The sequence below is a fragment of the Cupriavidus sp. 01T418 genome (assembly GCF_056398885.1).
Map to the genome: position 1 here is coordinate 408106 of NZ_JBFTQG010000002.1, position 15114 is coordinate 423219.

Annotated in this window: 14 protein-coding genes and 3 tRNA genes; 16 read left to right on the plus strand and 1 reads right to left on the minus strand. The window is 63.7% G+C overall.

The genetic code is table 11. The annotated features are described in order from the left end of the window. Nucleotides 1-546: a PAS domain-containing protein gene (locus AC1DQ3_RS04005; RefSeq protein WP_477118869.1), complete on the minus strand. Its 546-nt coding sequence runs from the start codon at nucleotides 544-546 to the stop codon at nucleotides 1-3. Nucleotides 547-719: 173 nt separating this feature from the next. On the opposite strand from AC1DQ3_RS04005, the gene AC1DQ3_RS04010 reads away from it, so the two are divergent. The 16 genes from AC1DQ3_RS04010 to AC1DQ3_RS04085 all read left to right on the plus strand — a co-directional run bounded on the left by AC1DQ3_RS04010 (nucleotide 720) and on the right by AC1DQ3_RS04085 (nucleotide 14772). Beyond that, nucleotides 720-1433: a CoA transferase subunit A gene (locus tag AC1DQ3_RS04010; RefSeq protein WP_477118870.1), complete on the plus strand. Its 714-nt coding sequence runs from the start codon at nucleotides 720-722 to the stop codon at nucleotides 1431-1433. 11 nt (nucleotides 1434-1444) lie between these two features. Continuing rightward, complete coding sequence (locus tag AC1DQ3_RS04015; RefSeq protein ID WP_477118871.1) at nucleotides 1445-2083, plus strand: CoA transferase subunit B; 639 nt, start codon at nucleotides 1445-1447, stop codon at nucleotides 2081-2083. A 239-nt stretch (nucleotides 2084-2322) separates the two neighbouring features. After that, on the plus strand, nucleotides 2323-3207 hold the full coding sequence (locus tag AC1DQ3_RS04020; RefSeq protein WP_477118872.1) for an alpha/beta fold hydrolase: 885 nt from the start codon (nucleotides 2323-2325) through the stop codon (nucleotides 3205-3207). A 54-nt stretch (nucleotides 3208-3261) separates the two neighbouring features. After that, entirely contained in the window at nucleotides 3262-3624 is a 363-nt protein-coding gene (locus AC1DQ3_RS04025) for a RidA family protein (RefSeq protein ID WP_477118873.1), read from the plus strand. 15 nt (nucleotides 3625-3639) lie between these two features. Next, the gene (locus AC1DQ3_RS04030; RefSeq protein WP_477118874.1) at nucleotides 3640-5862 is read left to right on the plus strand and encodes a RelA/SpoT family protein; all 2223 of its coding nucleotides are present in this window, start codon (nucleotides 3640-3642) and stop codon (nucleotides 5860-5862) included. Between the two features lie 21 nt (nucleotides 5863-5883). Beyond that, nucleotides 5884-5960, plus strand: a tRNA-Val gene (locus tag AC1DQ3_RS04035). 60 nt (nucleotides 5961-6020) lie between these two features. Further along, nucleotides 6021-6097, plus strand: a tRNA-Val gene (locus tag AC1DQ3_RS04040). Nucleotides 6098-6489: 392 nt separating this feature from the next. Then, nucleotides 6490-8397 carry a threonine--tRNA ligase gene (gene thrS, locus AC1DQ3_RS04045; protein WP_477118875.1) on the plus strand — a complete coding sequence of 636 codons (1908 nt, stop codon included), beginning with the start codon at nucleotides 6490-6492 and terminating at the stop codon, nucleotides 8395-8397. Nucleotides 8398-8441: 44 nt separating this feature from the next. Continuing rightward, nucleotides 8442-8963: a translation initiation factor IF-3 gene (infC, locus tag AC1DQ3_RS04050; protein WP_081488948.1), complete on the plus strand. Its 522-nt coding sequence runs from the start codon at nucleotides 8442-8444 to the stop codon at nucleotides 8961-8963. Nucleotides 8964-9131: 168 nt separating this feature from the next. Beyond that, entirely contained in the window at nucleotides 9132-9329 is a 198-nt protein-coding gene (rpmI, locus tag AC1DQ3_RS04055) for a 50S ribosomal protein L35 (RefSeq protein ID WP_006163215.1), read from the plus strand. Nucleotides 9330-9356: 27 nt separating this feature from the next. Then, on the plus strand, nucleotides 9357-9713 hold the full coding sequence (gene rplT, locus AC1DQ3_RS04060) for a 50S ribosomal protein L20 (protein WP_006163216.1): 357 nt from the start codon (nucleotides 9357-9359) through the stop codon (nucleotides 9711-9713). 319 nt (nucleotides 9714-10032) lie between these two features. Continuing rightward, nucleotides 10033-11076, plus strand: coding sequence for a phenylalanine--tRNA ligase subunit alpha (pheS, locus tag AC1DQ3_RS04065; RefSeq protein ID WP_477118876.1), 1044 nt, complete (start codon nucleotides 10033-10035; stop codon nucleotides 11074-11076). Nucleotides 11077-11143: 67 nt separating this feature from the next. After that, on the plus strand, nucleotides 11144-13591 hold the full coding sequence (gene pheT / locus AC1DQ3_RS04070; protein WP_477118877.1) for a phenylalanine--tRNA ligase subunit beta: 2448 nt from the start codon (nucleotides 11144-11146) through the stop codon (nucleotides 13589-13591). Between the two features lie 68 nt (nucleotides 13592-13659). Then, on the plus strand, nucleotides 13660-14076 hold the full coding sequence (locus AC1DQ3_RS04075) for an integration host factor subunit alpha (protein WP_477118878.1): 417 nt from the start codon (nucleotides 13660-13662) through the stop codon (nucleotides 14074-14076). A gap of 131 nt (nucleotides 14077-14207) precedes the next feature. Further along, nucleotides 14208-14639 carry a MerR family transcriptional regulator gene (locus AC1DQ3_RS04080; protein WP_477118879.1) on the plus strand — a complete coding sequence of 144 codons (432 nt, stop codon included), beginning with the start codon at nucleotides 14208-14210 and terminating at the stop codon, nucleotides 14637-14639. Nucleotides 14640-14695: 56 nt separating this feature from the next. Continuing rightward, a tRNA-Pro gene (locus AC1DQ3_RS04085) sits at nucleotides 14696-14772 on the plus strand. Nucleotides 14773-15114 lie beyond the last annotated feature (342 nt).

Consider the following 15114-nt stretch of genomic DNA (forward strand, 5'->3'; position numbering starts at 1 on the left):
TTAATGGTTGACCAGGCGTTGCACCAGGTCCACCGAGGTATGGGCGCCGTACTTCTTCATCAGCCTGGCCCGGTAGATGTCCACGGTGCGCGGGCTGATCGACAGCAGCCTGCCGATCTGCTTGCTGGTCTTGCCGTCGACCAGTTGCGCGGCGACATCGCGTTCGCGCGCCGTCAGTTCGGCGGTGACCACGCGCTTTTGCGAGAGGTCTTCGAAGGTCCAGATGCCGGCGCCCAGCGGCTGCTGGCGATCCAGCGAGCGTCCGGTGACATGGCACCAGAACAGGTCGCCGCCGGCGCGCTTCATGATGCGCTCGTCGGAGTAGGTGCCCGTGGCGTTCATGATGGGCACGATCCGCGCGCCGGTGCGCTCGAATTCATCCGCGGTGGGATAGAGTACCTGGAACGACTTGCCAATCATGGCCTGCCGGGTGGTGCCGAAGATGCGGCAAAGCTCGTCGTTGCAGTCCTCGATCATGCGCTCGCGCGACAGCACAAGGCCAACCGGGGCGAGCTGGAAGGCGGTCTGGTAGTCGATAGCGGGCATTTGCTTATGTAAATGTACGTATTGGCGCGGGATGCGGTGCTTGCGTATGCTGTCGGGCAGTCGGCAATCGGGCGATCTCCGTTCCGATTGTACCGTTACAATTCCCTGCATGACTCGCCGGCATCACCCGAAGGCGGGCCCAACGACGGGACATCACCGAGGAAGGAGCAAACATGAACAAGGTCTATGCCAGTGCCGCAGAGGCGCTCGCGGGCGTCGTTCGCGACGGCCAGACGATCGCGGTTGGCGGTTTCGGTCTGTGCGGCATCCCGGAGGCGCTGATTGCTGCCCTGCGCGATAGCGGCGCCAAGCAACTCACCTGTATCTCGAACAACGCCGGCGTGGATGGCTTCGGCCTGGGCCTGCTGCTGGCCACGCGCCAGATCAAGAAGATGATCTCGTCCTACGTGGGTGAGAACAAGGAATTCGAGCGCCAGTACCTGGCCGGTGAGCTCGAGCTGGAATTCACTCCCCAAGGCACGCTGGCCGAGAAGTTGCGGGCCGGCGGCTCGGGCATCCCCGCCTTCTTCACCAAGACCGGCGTGGGCACCATCGTGGCCGAAGGCAAGGAAATCCGCGAATTCGACGGCCAGCAGTACGTGATGGAACGCGCGCTGACCGCCGACGTGGCGCTGGTCAAGGCGTACAAGGCGGACCGCGCCGGCAACCTGATCTTCCGCCGCACCGCGCGCAACTTCAACCCGATGTGCGCGATGGCCGGCAAGTTCACCGTGGTCGAGGTCGAGCACCTGGTCGATACCGGCTCGCTGGATCCGGACGAGATCCACACGCCGGGCATTTTTGTGCAGCGCATCGTGCTGAACGCCAATCCCGAGAAACGCATCGAGCAGCGCACCGTGCGGGCTTCGGCAAATCAGGCCAGCTAAGGAGAACTATCATGGCATGGACACGTGACGAAATGGCGGCGCGCGCCGCTAGCGAACTGCAGGACGGCTTCTACGTGAACCTGGGCATCGGCCTGCCGACGCTGGTGGCCAACCATGTTCCGCAGGGCATGGAAGTCTGGCTGCAATCCGAGAATGGCCTGCTGGGCATCGGCCCGTTCCCGACCGAAGACGAGGTCGACGCCGACATGATCAATGCCGGCAAGCAGACCGTGACGACGCTGCCGGGCTCGTCGATCTTCTCCTCGGCGGATTCCTTCGCGATGATTCGCGGCGGCCATATCAACCTGGCCATCCTGGGCGCCATGCAGGTCAGCGAGAAGGGCGACCTGGCCAACTGGATGATCCCGGGCAAGATGGTCAAGGGCATGGGCGGCGCGATGGACCTGGTGGCCGGCGTGGGCCGCGTGGTGGTGTTGATGGAACACACCGCCAAGAAAAAGGACGGCAGCGAGGACATCAAGATCCTGGCGTCGTGCGCGCTGCCGCTCACGGGCTTGGGCGTGGTCAACCGCATCATCACCGACCTCGGCGTGATCGACGTGACCGATGCCGGCCTCAAGCTGGTGGAAACGGCGCCGGGCGTGAGCCGCGAAGAGATCCAGAGCAAGACGGGCGCACCGTTGCTCTGACGGGTCACCGCAATAAGAAAAGCCCCGCGAGCTTGCGTTCGCGGGGCTTTTTTCCTGACGGCGCGGCTGCGCCTTCGTCAGGTGCTGCGCTTGTCGTAGCAGGCAAAGACCGGGGCGCCGCCGCACGAACCCGGATGCTGTGGCATTGTAACCGCTGCAGCGTACAATCCACCTTTGCCCAACCCGGGCGCCGCCACCCGGCGGTGCCGTTTCTGCTACCGCCCAGCCAGGGAGTTCAGATGTCAGCCAGCCCGCGCCTCGGCTTCGTCCAATGCATCAGCCCGGTGGGTCTCCACCGCATGGCATATCACGAGTGGGGCGATCCCACCAACCCCCGGGTGTTGATGTGCGTGCACGGGCTGACCCGCACCGGCCGCGACTTCGATACGGTCGCCGCCGCGCTGTGCGGCGAGTACCGTGTGGTGTGCCCCGACGTGGTCGGGCGCGGGCGCTCGGACTGGCTCGCGGATCCGCGCCGCTACGTGGTGCCGCAGTACGTGTCGGACATGGTTACCCTGATCGCCCGGCTCAACGTGGACCAGGTCGACTGGTTCGGCACCTCGATGGGCGGCCTGATCGGCATGGGGCTGGCGGGCCTGCCCAAGTCGCCGGTGCGCAAGCTGCTGCTCAACGACGTGGGGCCGCGCATCGCCGCCTCGGCGGTGGAGCGGATCGGTTCCTACCTGGGTTTGCCGGTGCGCTTCAAGGCCTTCGAGGAAGGCCTGGCCTACCTGCAGACCATCAGTGCTTCCTTTGGCCGCCACACGCCCGAGCAATGGCGCGAACTGAACGGCGCCATGCTCAAGCCGGTGCAGGGCGCGGAAGGCCTGGAATGGGGCTTGCATTACGATCCGGCGATGGCGCTGCCGTTCCGGGAGACGACGCCCGAGCAGGTGAGCGCCGGCGAAGCGGCGCTGTGGCGTGGCTTCGAGGCCATCCAGGCGCCCATACTGGTGGTGCGCGGCGCGCAGTCCGATTTGCTGACGCGCGAGACCGTGGTGGAGATGGTGGCGCGCGGGCATGGCGTGACTTCGGTGGAGGTGCCGGACGTGGGCCATGCCCCGATGTTCCTCGATCCCGCGCAAGTGGCCATTGCCAGGCAGTTTTTCGTGGGCACGGCCTGATGCCGGGGCGGCCCGGATTCGATGTTCGATGTTTCTCGACGATGAAGTATTGCCATGAGTACCAATGAACTGAAGCGCGCCCATGTGGGCAAGCGCCTGTCCGAATACGCGATCTACAACGGCGTGGTCTATCTCGCCGGCCAGGTGCCGGAGGTCGATCCCGGCGCGGATCTGCGCGGCCAGACCCGCGAGGTGCTGGGCCATATCGAGCGTCTGCTGAACGAAGCCGGCAGCGACAAGGGCCGGATTCTTTCGTGCCAGATCTTCCTGACCGACGTCGACCAGATCGGCATCATGAACGAGGTCTGGGACGAGTGGGTCGTGCAGGGCCATACGCCCCCGCGCGCCACCGTGGAGGCGCGCCTGGCCAACCCGCAATACCTGATCGAAGTGGTGGTTACCGCCGCGCTCAAGTGAGGTCGGGGCAGCGATATGGTGACGTCGACTGACCTGACCGGGCAGATTGCCGGCACGCCCGATTCCGGGCTGGTGGAGCGCGCCCTGGCGTTCGTGCGCGAGCGCGGCAGCGAGGCGACGCTGCCCACCGGCGAGACCGTGTTCTCGCACGCCGAGGGCATGCTGCGCATTCTCGACGGCCTGCGCGTCGACGATGCCGCGCGCGCCGCGGCCTGCCTGTTCGCGCTGGCGGCCTTCGTGCCAGGCTGCGAGACGGAAATCGAGCCGTTGTTCGGCGAAGAAGTCGCGGGGCTTGTCAAGGGCGTGAGGCAGTTGTTGCGCATCGGCGCAATCGCGGTGGGCCACAGCGGCGCGCCCGAAACCACCAAGGACGAAATCGCCGCTCGCCAGGAACAGGTGGAGGCGCTGCGCAAGATGCTGCTGGCCTTCGCGCAGGACATCCGCGTGGTGCTGGTGCGGCTGGCCTCGCGCCTGCAGACGCTGCGCTGGCTGGCGCAGACCAAGGCGCAGCCATTGCCCGGCGTCGCGCGCGAAACGCTGGACATCTACGCGCCGCTGGCCAACCGGCTCGGGATCTGGCAAATGAAGTGGGAGCTGGAAGACCTGGCATTCCGCTTCGAGCAACCCGATACCTACAAGCGCATTGCGCGCCTGCTCGACGAGAAACGGATCGAACGCGAAGGCTATATCTCCAGCGCGATTGCCCGGCTGCAGTCCGAGCTGGCGTCGGCCGGCATCCGCGCCGAGGTGTCCGGCCGTCCCAAGCATATCCACAGCATCTGGAAGAAGATGCGCGGCAAGGCGCTCGACTTTGCCGATCTCTACGATGTGCGCGCTTTCCGCGTGATCGTCGACGACATCAAGGATTGCTACACCGTGCTGGGCATCGTGCACCATATCTGGCAGCCGATCCCGCGCGAGTTCGACGACTATATTTCCCGGCCCAAGTCGAATGGCTACAAATCGCTGCACACGGTCGTGATCGGCGACGACGGGCGCGCCTTCGAGGTGCAGATCCGCACCCAGGAGATGCATCACTTCGCCGAGTACGGCGTGGCCGCGCACTGGCGCTACAAGGAGGCGGGCTCCAAGGGCTATAGCGGACAGTTCTCGGCCAGCGAGCGCTACGACGAGAAGATCGCCTGGCTGCGCCAGCTGCTGGCCTGGAAGGACGATGCCGACCACACGGTCGCGCACGACGAGTCGCCGTGGGAGCAGCTCAAGCACGCCGCCATCGACGACCACATCTATGTGCTCACGCCGCAGGCGCGCGTGGTGGCCTTGCCGCAAGGCGCCACACCAGTGGATTTCGCGTACTACCTGCACACCGATCTGGGCCATCGCTGCCGCGGCGCGCGCGTGGACGGCACCATGGTGCCGTTGAACACGCCGCTCAAGAACGGCCAGACGGTGGACATCATCGCGGTCAAGCAGGGCGGGCCGTCGCGCGACTGGCTCAACGTCGAGCTGGGCTACCTGGCGAGCCCGCGCGCACGGGCCAAGGTGCGGGCCTGGTTCAATGCGCTGGACTCGCAGGAGACCATCTCGCAAGGTCGCGCGCTGATCGACAAGACCTTGCAGCGCGAGGGCAAGACCGCGGTCAACCTGGACGACCTTGCGGCGCGCCTCGGCTTCAAGACGCCGGACGACCTGTTCGCCGCGGTCGCCAAGGAAGAATTCAGCCTGCGGCACGTGGAGCAGGCGCTGCGGCATCCCGAAGGCGAAGCCGCGGTGGTGCAGAGCGAGGAAGAGGCGGTCACCAAGAAGAGCCGCGCCACCAGCGTGGCGCGCGGCGCCAAGAGCGGCGTGCTGGTGGTGGGCGTGGATTCGCTGATGACGCAGATGTCCAAGTGCTGCAAGCCGGCGCCGCCGGACGACATCGTGGGTTTCGTCACGCGCGGGCGCGGTGTTTCCATTCATCGCCGCACCTGCCACACCTTCGGCCAGCTCTCGGCGCGCGCGCCGGAGCGGGTGATCCAGACCGAGTGGGGCAAGAAGAGCGATGCGGTGTATCCGGTGGATATCCACGTGGAGGCGATCGACCGGCAAGGGCTGCTGCGCGACATCTCGGAAGTGCTGTCGCGCGAGAAGATCAACGTCACCGGCGTGAAGACGCTGTCGAGCAAGGGCGTGGCACGGATGCAGTTCACCGCCGAGGTGTCGGAGGCCACGCAACTGCAGCGCGCCCTCGGTTTGATAGAAGATGTGGTGGGGGTCTTGCAGGCTAAAAGAAAGTGATGCTATACTTTTGTTCTTCGCAGGCTCGTAGCTCAGCTGGTTAGAGCACCACCTTGACATGGTGGGGGTCGTTGGTTCGAGTCCAATCGAGCCTACCAACGCATAAGCAGTACGAAGTAAGCAATACGAAGTAGTGCAGTAAAGTTCAAGTAGTCCATAGGCTCGTAGCTCAGCTGGTTAGAGCACCACCTTGACATGGTGGGGGTCGTTGGTTCGAGTCCAATCGAGCCTACCAACGCATAGCAGCAAGAAGTAACAGGCAATACCAATACCGAAGAGTACGAAGCAGTCCGGTTCAATCCCGATAACCTGGAACGGAAAAGGCGCCATGTTCAAGACACAGCGAACTACTACCGCTAACTAGCGACAGTAGTCGAGGTGCGCCTTCGGACCCGGTGGATTGGGTTGGATCGAAAAAAACGCAGCCTTGGCTGCGTTTTTTTTCGTCTGTCGCTTCTTGGCTCCCTGCTATCCTGCTCGGTTGCCGGTAGGTGGATCCGGGCGAAGTCCCCCGCTGCCAGGCTAATGCTTGTTTCACAACGTGGCATGAGCCTGGCGCTACAAGATGCTTTCCATTCGCTTGCCGGCGGCGTGGCCCCGGCGGGCGGATTTCTGATGAGGTGCAAGATGATCGCAATCACGCTGCCGGATGGTTCCCGACGCGAATTCCCCGGCCCGGTGACGGTTGCCGAAGTGGCGCAGAGCATTGGCTCGGGCCTGGCCAAGGCCGCCCTGGCCGGGAAGGTGGACGGCCAGATGGTCGACACGAGCCACCTGATCGATGGCGATGCGAGCCTGGCCATCGTCACGGACAAGGATGCCGATGGCGTCGATGTGATCCGCCATTCGACGGCGCACTTGCTGGCCTATGCGGTCAAGGAACTGTATCCCGACGCGCAGGTGACGATCGGTCCGGTGATCGAGAACGGCTTCTACTACGACTTCGCCTACAAGCGCCCCTTCACGCCCGAGGACCTGGTTGCCATCGAGAAGAAGATGGCCGAGCTCGCCAAGAAGGACGAGAAGGTGTCGCGCGAAGTCTGGAGCCGCGACGAGGCCGTGCAGCTGTTCGAGTCGATGGGCGAGAAGTACAAGGCCGAAATCATTGCCTCGATCCCGCAGGACCAGGAGATCGGCCTGTACCGCGAAGGCAAGTTCGTCGACCTCTGCCGTGGCCCGCACGTGCCGTCCACGGGCAAGCTCAAGGTCTTCAAGCTGATGAAGGTGGCTGGCGCCTATTGGCGCGGCGACGCCAAGAACGAGATGCTCCAGCGCATCTACGGCACGGCCTGGGCCAGGAAGGAAGACCAGGAGGCCTACCTGCACATGCTGGAAGAGGCCGAGAAGCGCGACCACCGCAAGCTGGGCAAGCTGCTCGACCTGTTCCACCTGCAGGAAGAGGCGCCTGGCATGGTGTTCTGGCATCCCAAGGGCTGGCAGGTGTGGCAGGCAGTGGAGCAGTACATGCGTGGCCGCCTGACGCAGGCTGGCTATGAAGAGGTGCGTACGCCGCAAGTGATGGATCGTTCGCTGTGGGAGAAGTCAGGCCACTGGCAGAACTACAAGGAGAACATGTTCGTCACGGAGTCGGAAAAGCGCGACTACGCGATCAAGCCGATGAACTGCCCCGGCCATGTGCAGATCTTCAACCACGGCCTGCGCTCCTACCGCGACCTGCCGCTGCGCCTGGCCGAGTTCGGCGCCTGCCATCGCAACGAGCCCTCGGGCGCGCTGCACGGGCTGATGCGCGTACGCGGTTTTGTGCAGGACGATGCGCACATTTTCTGTACGGAAGAGCAGATCGTTGCCGAGGCCAAGGCCTTCAATGAACTGGCGTTCTCCGTGTACGACGATTTCGGCTTCAAGGACATCGCCGTCAAGCTGTCGCTGCGCCCTGAGCAGCGCGCCGGCTCGGACGAGGTATGGGATCACGCCGAGGAAGGCCTGCGCCTGGCGCTGCGCGCCTGCGGCGTGGAGTGGGAGGAGTTGCCGGGCGAGGGCGCTTTCTACGGCCCCAAGGTGGAATACCATATCAAGGACGCCATCGGCCGCTCCTGGCAGTGCGGTACGCTGCAGCTGGACCTGGTGCTGCCGGAACGCCTGGATGCCGAATACGTCTCGGAAGACAATTCGCGCAAGCGTCCGGTCATGCTGCACCGGGCCATCCTGGGCTCTTTCGAGCGCTTCCTGGGTATCCTGCTGGAAAACCACGCCGGTGCGCTGCCCGCCTGGCTGGCGCCGGAGCAGGTCGTGGTGCTGAATATTGCCGATTCCCAGGCGGAATATGCCGAAAACGTCGTGCAACTTCTGCAAAAACAAGGATTTAGGGCTAAGGCGGATTTGCGTAACGAGAAAATTACGTATAAAATTCGCGAGCATTCGCTTCAGAAAATTCCCTACCTGCTGGTAGTGGGCGACAAGGAGCGGGATGCCAGTCAAGTGGCCGTGCGTGCCCGTGGCAATGTGGATCTGGGTGTGATGTCCGTTTCCGCATTTGTGGAGCGTCTGCAACAGGACGTTGCCAGCAAAGCCTGATGGGATGAGCACGGCTTGTTTTTTTCTTCTTGAGGTAACGCAACATCGCTACAGACAAAGGTCACCGCATCAACCGCGAAATCAGCGCACCCGAATTGCGCCTGGTCGGGGTTGATAATGAGCAGCTCGGCATCGTCAAATTCATGGACGCGCTTCGCCTGGCTGAGGATAAGGACTTGGACCTGGTGGAAATCGCTCCGACAGCGGTGCCGCCTGTTGCCCGTATCATGGATTACGGCAAGTTCAAGTACGAGGAAGCCAAGCGCGCGCACGACGCCAAGCTGAAGCAGAAGATCATCCAGGTCAAGGAAGTCAAGTTCCGGCCGGGTACGGATGATGGCGACTACAACGTCAAGCTGCGCAACTTGAAGCGTTTCCTTGAAGACGGCGACAAGACCAAGATCACGCTGCGTTTCCGCGGCCGTGAGATGGCACACCAGGAAATCGGCGCGCGTGTGCTCGAACGCCTGAAGGCGGATCTGGAAGAAGTCGGCCAGGTCGAGCAGATGCCGAAGATGGAAGGCCGCCAGATGGTGATGGTGCTGTCTCCCAAGAAGAAGAAGTAGGATTTTTGCGCATCGCCGCGGCCCGGAGGGGATTCCTCCGGGCGCGGGGGCGTGCGAAAGCAGCGCAGGTGTCTCCGCGGCACCGCGCAACAATAAGTGGATGCGGGTTTTGCAAGTGCCGGCGCCAGTTGGCCACCTGCATGCATGTCATAGAAGCTGGAGTATTTCATGCCGAAGATGAAGACCAAGAAAAGCGCTTCCAAGCGCTTTACTGCGCGTCCGAATGGTTCGTTCAAGCGTGGCCAGGCCTTCAAGCGTCACATCCTGACCAAGAAGACCACCAAGAACAAGCGCCAGTTGCGCGGCACCCAGGACGTCCATGAGACGAACCTGAAGGCCGTTCGCGCAATGATGCCTTACGCATAACCCTAACGAAAACGAAAGGAGCATTTCATGCCTCGAGTAAAACGTGGGGTCACTGCACGGGCCCGTCACAAGAAAGTCATCGTCGCTGCCAAGGGTTTCCGCGGCCGCCGTAATAATGTCTACCGTATCGCCAAGCAGGCGGTCATGCGTGCTGGCCAGTACGCATACCGCGATCGCCGCAACAAGAAGCGCGTGTTCCGCGCTCTCTGGATTGCGCGTATCAATGCTGCTTCGCGTGAGCATGGCATGACCTACAGCGTGTTCATGAACGGCCTGAAGCGGGCTTCGATCGAGCTGGACCGCAAGGTGCTGTCGGACATGGCTATTCATGACAAGCCTGCCTTTGCCGCCATCGTCAACCAGGTGAAAGCCACCGTTGCCTGATGCCGGCTCCGGGGCGCCGCGCTGGTTTCCAGTGTGGCTTCCCGGGCAAGCACCGACCGCAAGGTCGACAGCATTTCCGCCGAATTTGCCTTGGCAGCGCGTGTCGCTGCGACAGCGATTCGGCCGGACCTGCAGAAACGGGGCTCCTCACCGAGCCCCGTTTTTATTTCGAATGCCGTTCTGCATCGCAGGCGATATCCGAAACGAAGCCCGCGCCGCCCCCGGTGCCGCGCGGACTCTGCACCCACATCGCACCTAGTGCCAACCCACGCCCGGGCCCAGCGTGACCCGGACGCCAAATTTATCGCCGACCGCCGCCATGTCTCTGGATCCGGATCAAATCGTCGCCGACGCCCAGGCCGCCTTCGCTGCTGCCAACGACAACGCCACGCTGGAAAACGAAAAAGCCCGCTTTCTCGGCAAGACCGGCGCGCTCACCGAGCTGCTCAAGAGCCTCGGCAAGCTTGACCCGGAAACGCGCAAGAGCGAAGGCGCACGTATCAACCAGGCCAAGCAGCAGGTCGAGGCCGCGCTGCAGGCTCGCCGCCAGGCGCTGGCCGATGCGCTGATGAACGCGCGCCTGGCCGCCGAGGCCATCGACGTCACGCTGCCCGGCCGCGCGGTTGCCCGCGGCAGCCTGCACCCGGTGATGCAAACCTGGGAGCGCGTCGAGCGGATCTTCGGCTCGGTCGGCTTCGACGTGGCCGATGGTCCCGAGATCGAAACCGACTGGATGAACTTCACCGCGCTGAACAACCCGGACAACCATCCGGCCCGTTCGATGCAGGATACGTTCTACGTGGACGGCCGCGACAGCGACGGCAAGCTGCTGCTGCTGCGTACCCACACCAGCCCGATGCAGGTGCGTTACGCGCGCATGCACGTGGAGAAGTACAAGGGCCGCGAGATGCCGCCGATCAAGGTGATCTGCCCGGGCCGCACCTACCGCGTCGACAGCGATGCCACGCACTCGCCGATGTTCAACCAGGTCGAAGGCCTGTGGATCGGCGAGCATGTGAGCTTTGCCGACCTCAAGGGCGTGTACACCGACTTCCTGCGCAAGTTCTTCGAGCGCGATGACATCCAGGTGCGTTTCCGTCCCTCGTATTTCCCGTTCACCGAGCCGTCCGCCGAAATCGACATGGCCTTCGAGGAAGGGAAGAATGCAGGCAAGTGGCTGGAGATCTCCGGCTCGGGCCAGGTGCATCCCAATGTGCTGCGCAATATGGGCCTGGATCCCGAGCGCTACATCGGCTTCGCCTTCGGCTCCGGCCTCGAACGCCTGACCATGCTCCGCTACGGCATCAACGACCTGCGCCTGTTCTTTGAAGGCGACGCGCGTTTCCTGCGCCAGTTCGCCTGACAGCGCCGCGCCAGAGCAGATCGTCACCGACACCCCAGAACAGAATACTTACCGGATCAGAAGCGCCATGCAATTCTCGGAATCCTGGCTTCGCAGTTTCGTCAATCCCGACAAGATCTCCACCGATGCGCTCTCGCACAGCCTGACCATGGCCGGGCTGGAAGTGGAAGAGGTCGGCCCGGTCGCGCCGCCCTTCGACAAGGTGGTGGTGGCGCGCGTGCTGTCCACCGAGCGCCATCCCGACGCGGATCGTCTCAATGTGTGCGAGGTCGATGCCGGCACCGGAGCGAACCTGCAGATCGTTTGCGGCGCGCCCAACGTCGCGCCCGGCATCCTGGTGCCGTGCGCCCTGGTTGGCGCGGTGCTGCCGCCGGCGGAAGCGGGCGGCAAGCCGTTTGAAATCAAGGTCGGCAAGCTGCGCGGCGTCGACAGCTACGGCATGCTGTGCTCGGCGCGCGAACTCAAGCTGTCGGAAGACCACGGCGGCCTGATGATCCTGCCCGAGGATGCGAAGGTCGGCCAGAACATCCGCGAGTACCTGGACCTGGATGACCAGGTTTTCGTCATCAAGCTCACGCCCAACAAGGCAGACTGCCTGTCGATCCACGGCGTGGCGCGTGAAGTTGCCGCGCTGACCGGTGCGGCACTGCATCTGCCGGAGATGAAGCCGGTTGCCGTGACGCTGGCCGACAAGCTGCCGGTCAGGATTTCGGCGCCCGACCTGTGCGGCCGCTTCTCCGGCCGCGTGATCCGTGGCGTGAACGCGCACGCGGCCACGCCGGCCTGGATGGTGCAGCGCCTGGAGCGGGCAGGGCAGCGCAGCATCTCCGCGCTGGTCGATATCTCCAACTATGTGATGCTCGAACTGGGCCGTCCGACGCATGTGTTCGACCTGGACAAGATCCACGGCGGCCTGGACGTGCGCTGGGGCCGCAAGGGCGAACAGCTCAAGCTGCTCAACGGCAATACGGTCGAGATCGACGAGCAGGTCGGCGTGATCGCCGACGACAAGGAAATCGAGAGCCTGGCCGGCATCATGGGCGGCGACAGCACCGCCGTCACGCTGGACACCACCAACATCTACCTGGAAGCCGCCTTCTGGTGGCCGGAAGCGATCCAGGGCCGATCGCGCCGTTTCAACTTCTCGACCGATGCCGGGCATCGCTTCGAGCGCGGCGTGGACTATGCCACCACGGTCGAGCATATCGAGCGCATCACTGCGCTGATCCTCGATATCTGCGGTGGCCAGGCCGGCCCGGTCGACGACCAGATCGTCAACCTGCCGCAGCGCAAGCCGGTGCGCCTGCGCGTGGCGCGCGCCGAGCGCGTGCTCGGCATCGAACTGTCGCCGGCGGTGATCGCCGACGTGTTCCAGCGCCTGCACCTGCCGTTCACGCGCGAGCAAGGCGCGGACGGCGAAGTGTTCGTGGTCACGCCGCCGAGCTACCGCTTCGACATCGAGATCGAGGAAGACCTGATCGAGGAAGTGGCACGCATCTATGGCTTCGAGCGCATCCCCGCACGTCCGCCGATCGCCGAGAGCGAGATGCGCCCGACCGACGAAGCACGCCGCTCGACCCACGTAGTGCGCCACGCGATTGCCGCGCGCGACTACCAGGAAGTGATCAACTTCGCCTTTGTCGAAGAGAAGTGGGAGCGCGATTTCGCCGCCAACGATCATCCGATCCGCCTGCTCAACCCGATCGCCAGCCAGCTGGCGGTGATGCGCTCCACGCTGATCGGTGGCCTGGTCGACAAGGTGCGCTACAACCTCAACCGCAAGGCCTCGCGCGTGCGGATGTTCGAGGTGGGCCGCGTGTTCCATCGCGATGCTTCGGTCGCCGATGGCGGCCTGACCGTCGCCGGTTACCGCCAGCCGATGGTTGCCGGCGGCATCGCCTACGGTCCGGCCTTCGAGGAACAGTGGGGCATCCCCGCACGCACGGTGGACTTCTTCGACGTCAAGGGCGATGTCGAGGCATTGCTGCATCCGCGCGTGGCGCGCTTCGAGCCGGTGACGCATCCCGCGCTGCATCCGGGCCGCGCCGCGCAGGTGGTGATCGACGGCAAGGTGGCCGGCATGATCGGTGAACTGCATCCGCGCTGGCTGCAGGAATATGAGTTGACGCAGGCACCGGTGGTGTTCGAGCTGGACCTGGACGCGCTGCGTGAAGTGGGCCTGCCCACTTACACCGAGATCTCCAGGTTCCCGGCCGCGGTACGTGACCTGGCACTGGTGGTGAAGCAGTCGGTACGGGTGCAGGACCTGCTCGACGCCATGCGCGATGCGCTGGAAAAACAAGGCTACGGCAGCTATTGCCAGAGCCTGGTGCTGTTTGACGAGTTCCGCCCGAAAGCGGCCTCGGCGGCCATTGGCGCGGACGAGAAAAGCCTTGCGTTCCGCCTGACCTTGCAAGATACTGGGGCGACACTCCAGGACGAAACCGTCGACAGTGCGGTACGTTGCATGGTCGAAGCCGCCAGCGCTGCATTCCAGGCGCGGATGCGCGGCTGATCCATCAGCTGACATGACAATGGAACGCCCGGACTCCGCATCCGGGCGGATCGCCACACTGAATGACAATGAACGATCGACACGCGTATCTCATGGCTGCCGCAATGGGTGAGGAAGGCGACCGGCAGGCAGCCTCGCTCGACGACGAGACGTCCGACGCCCGCGCCGCCGAGGTGCCGACCCTGACCAAGGCCGAGCTCGCCGAAATGCTGTTCGACCAGGTTGGTCTCAACAAGCGCGAATCCAAGGACATGGTCGAGGCATTCTTCGACGTGATCCGCGAAGCGCTGGAACATGGCGACAGCGTCAAGCTCTCCGGCTTCGGCAATTTCCAGCTGCGCGACAAGCCGCAACGTCCCGGCCGCAATCCCAAGACTGGCGAGATCATCCCTATCACCGCGCGGCGCGTGGTGACGTTCCATGCCAGCCAGAAGCTCAAGGGCCTGGTGGAAGAGCGTGCCGGCCTGGTGCCGGTGGCCGGCTGACTATTTGATCGTTCGGTCGTTTGCCAGCAGCGCGCGCACTCGTTATCCTGCTTGTCTCGTTTGTCCCCGCGCTATCGCGCGCGGGCACCGCAACCTCTCCCGGCACGGCCTGAAGCCCGCCCATTGACCGTATGTCGGAAAGATCCAGCGAACGCATCTTGTTGCCGCCGATTCCCGCCAAACGCTACTTCACCATTGGCGAAGTCAGCGAGCTTTGCGCCGTCAAGCCGCATGTGCTGCGCTACTGGGAGCAGGAGTTCACGCAGCTCAAGCCCGTCAAGCGGCGCGGCAACCGGCGCTATTACCAGCATCATGAAGTCCTGCTGATCCGGCGCATCCGCGACCTGCTCTATGAGCAGGGCTTCACCATCAACGGTGCCCGCAATCGGCTCGACGAAGGACGGCAGCACAGCCATGCGCACGCGCAAGACGAGCAGGCGCATGTTGCAGAGGCTGCCGATGAAGCACCGGTTTTTTCGCTCGACGTCAACCACCTGCGCAACGAACTGGTGGAAGTCCAGCACTTGCTCGCGCAGCTTCGGCAGATTGCGAAGCACGAATAAAAAGTGCAGCAAAGACTAGCCAATCTTGAAAAGCGTCTGATATAATCTTTTTCTTTCGGGGCGTAGCGCAGCCTGGTAGCGTACCTGCATGGGGTGCAGGTGGTCGGAGGTTCAAATCCTCTCGCCCCGACCAGACGTAGCAAGGGTCAGTCGGTTAGTAACCGCTGACCCTTTTTTCATTCTGTTCGTTTGACCCCAACGTTGACCCCAACAGATTGCGAGGTTGTCCAGATGGGGGGGCAGTGCGGGGGGAGCACCAACTACACGCGACGGTCGTCGTGTCGACTGGACACGGGCCGCTGCTGCAGGCGCACCGCGGTGTGCCTGCAGCTATACTTCCGGGAGCCTGGCCTGCTCGATGGCCGCGGGTTCAGCACTGCCGCCGTCGGCACCGCGAACATGCACTACCGCCGGTAGATCCTCGATTTTGATCCGCAGGGCATTCCAAGCGCACTCGTGTTCGAATCCAAACGTT

Coding starts and splice junctions, on each gene's coding strand:
- pheT (WP_477118877.1), top strand. CDS start 11,144: ATGCAATTCTCGGAATCCTGGCTTCGCAGTTTCGTCAATCCCGACAAG.
- AC1DQ3_RS04020 (WP_477118872.1), top strand. CDS start 2,323: ATGTCAGCCAGCCCGCGCCTCGGCTTCGTCCAATGCATCAGCCCGGTG.
- AC1DQ3_RS04025 (WP_477118873.1), top strand. CDS start 3,262: ATGAGTACCAATGAACTGAAGCGCGCCCATGTGGGCAAGCGCCTGTCC.
- AC1DQ3_RS04015 (WP_477118871.1), top strand. CDS start 1,445: ATGGCATGGACACGTGACGAAATGGCGGCGCGCGCCGCTAGCGAACTG.
- thrS (WP_477118875.1), top strand. CDS start 6,490: ATGATCGCAATCACGCTGCCGGATGGTTCCCGACGCGAATTCCCCGGC.
- AC1DQ3_RS04080 (WP_477118879.1), top strand. CDS start 14,208: ATGTCGGAAAGATCCAGCGAACGCATCTTGTTGCCGCCGATTCCCGCC.
- AC1DQ3_RS04030 (WP_477118874.1), top strand. CDS start 3,640: ATGGTGACGTCGACTGACCTGACCGGGCAGATTGCCGGCACGCCCGAT.
- rpmI (WP_006163215.1), top strand. CDS start 9,132: ATGCCGAAGATGAAGACCAAGAAAAGCGCTTCCAAGCGCTTTACTGCG.
- rplT (WP_006163216.1), top strand. CDS start 9,357: ATGCCTCGAGTAAAACGTGGGGTCACTGCACGGGCCCGTCACAAGAAA.
- AC1DQ3_RS04010 (WP_477118870.1), top strand. CDS start 720: ATGAACAAGGTCTATGCCAGTGCCGCAGAGGCGCTCGCGGGCGTCGTT.
- AC1DQ3_RS04005 (WP_477118869.1), bottom strand. CDS start 546: ATGCCCGCTATCGACTACCAGACCGCCTTCCAGCTCGCCCCGGTTGGC.
- pheS (WP_477118876.1), top strand. CDS start 10,033: ATGTCTCTGGATCCGGATCAAATCGTCGCCGACGCCCAGGCCGCCTTC.
- AC1DQ3_RS04075 (WP_477118878.1), top strand. CDS start 13,660: ATGAACGATCGACACGCGTATCTCATGGCTGCCGCAATGGGTGAGGAA.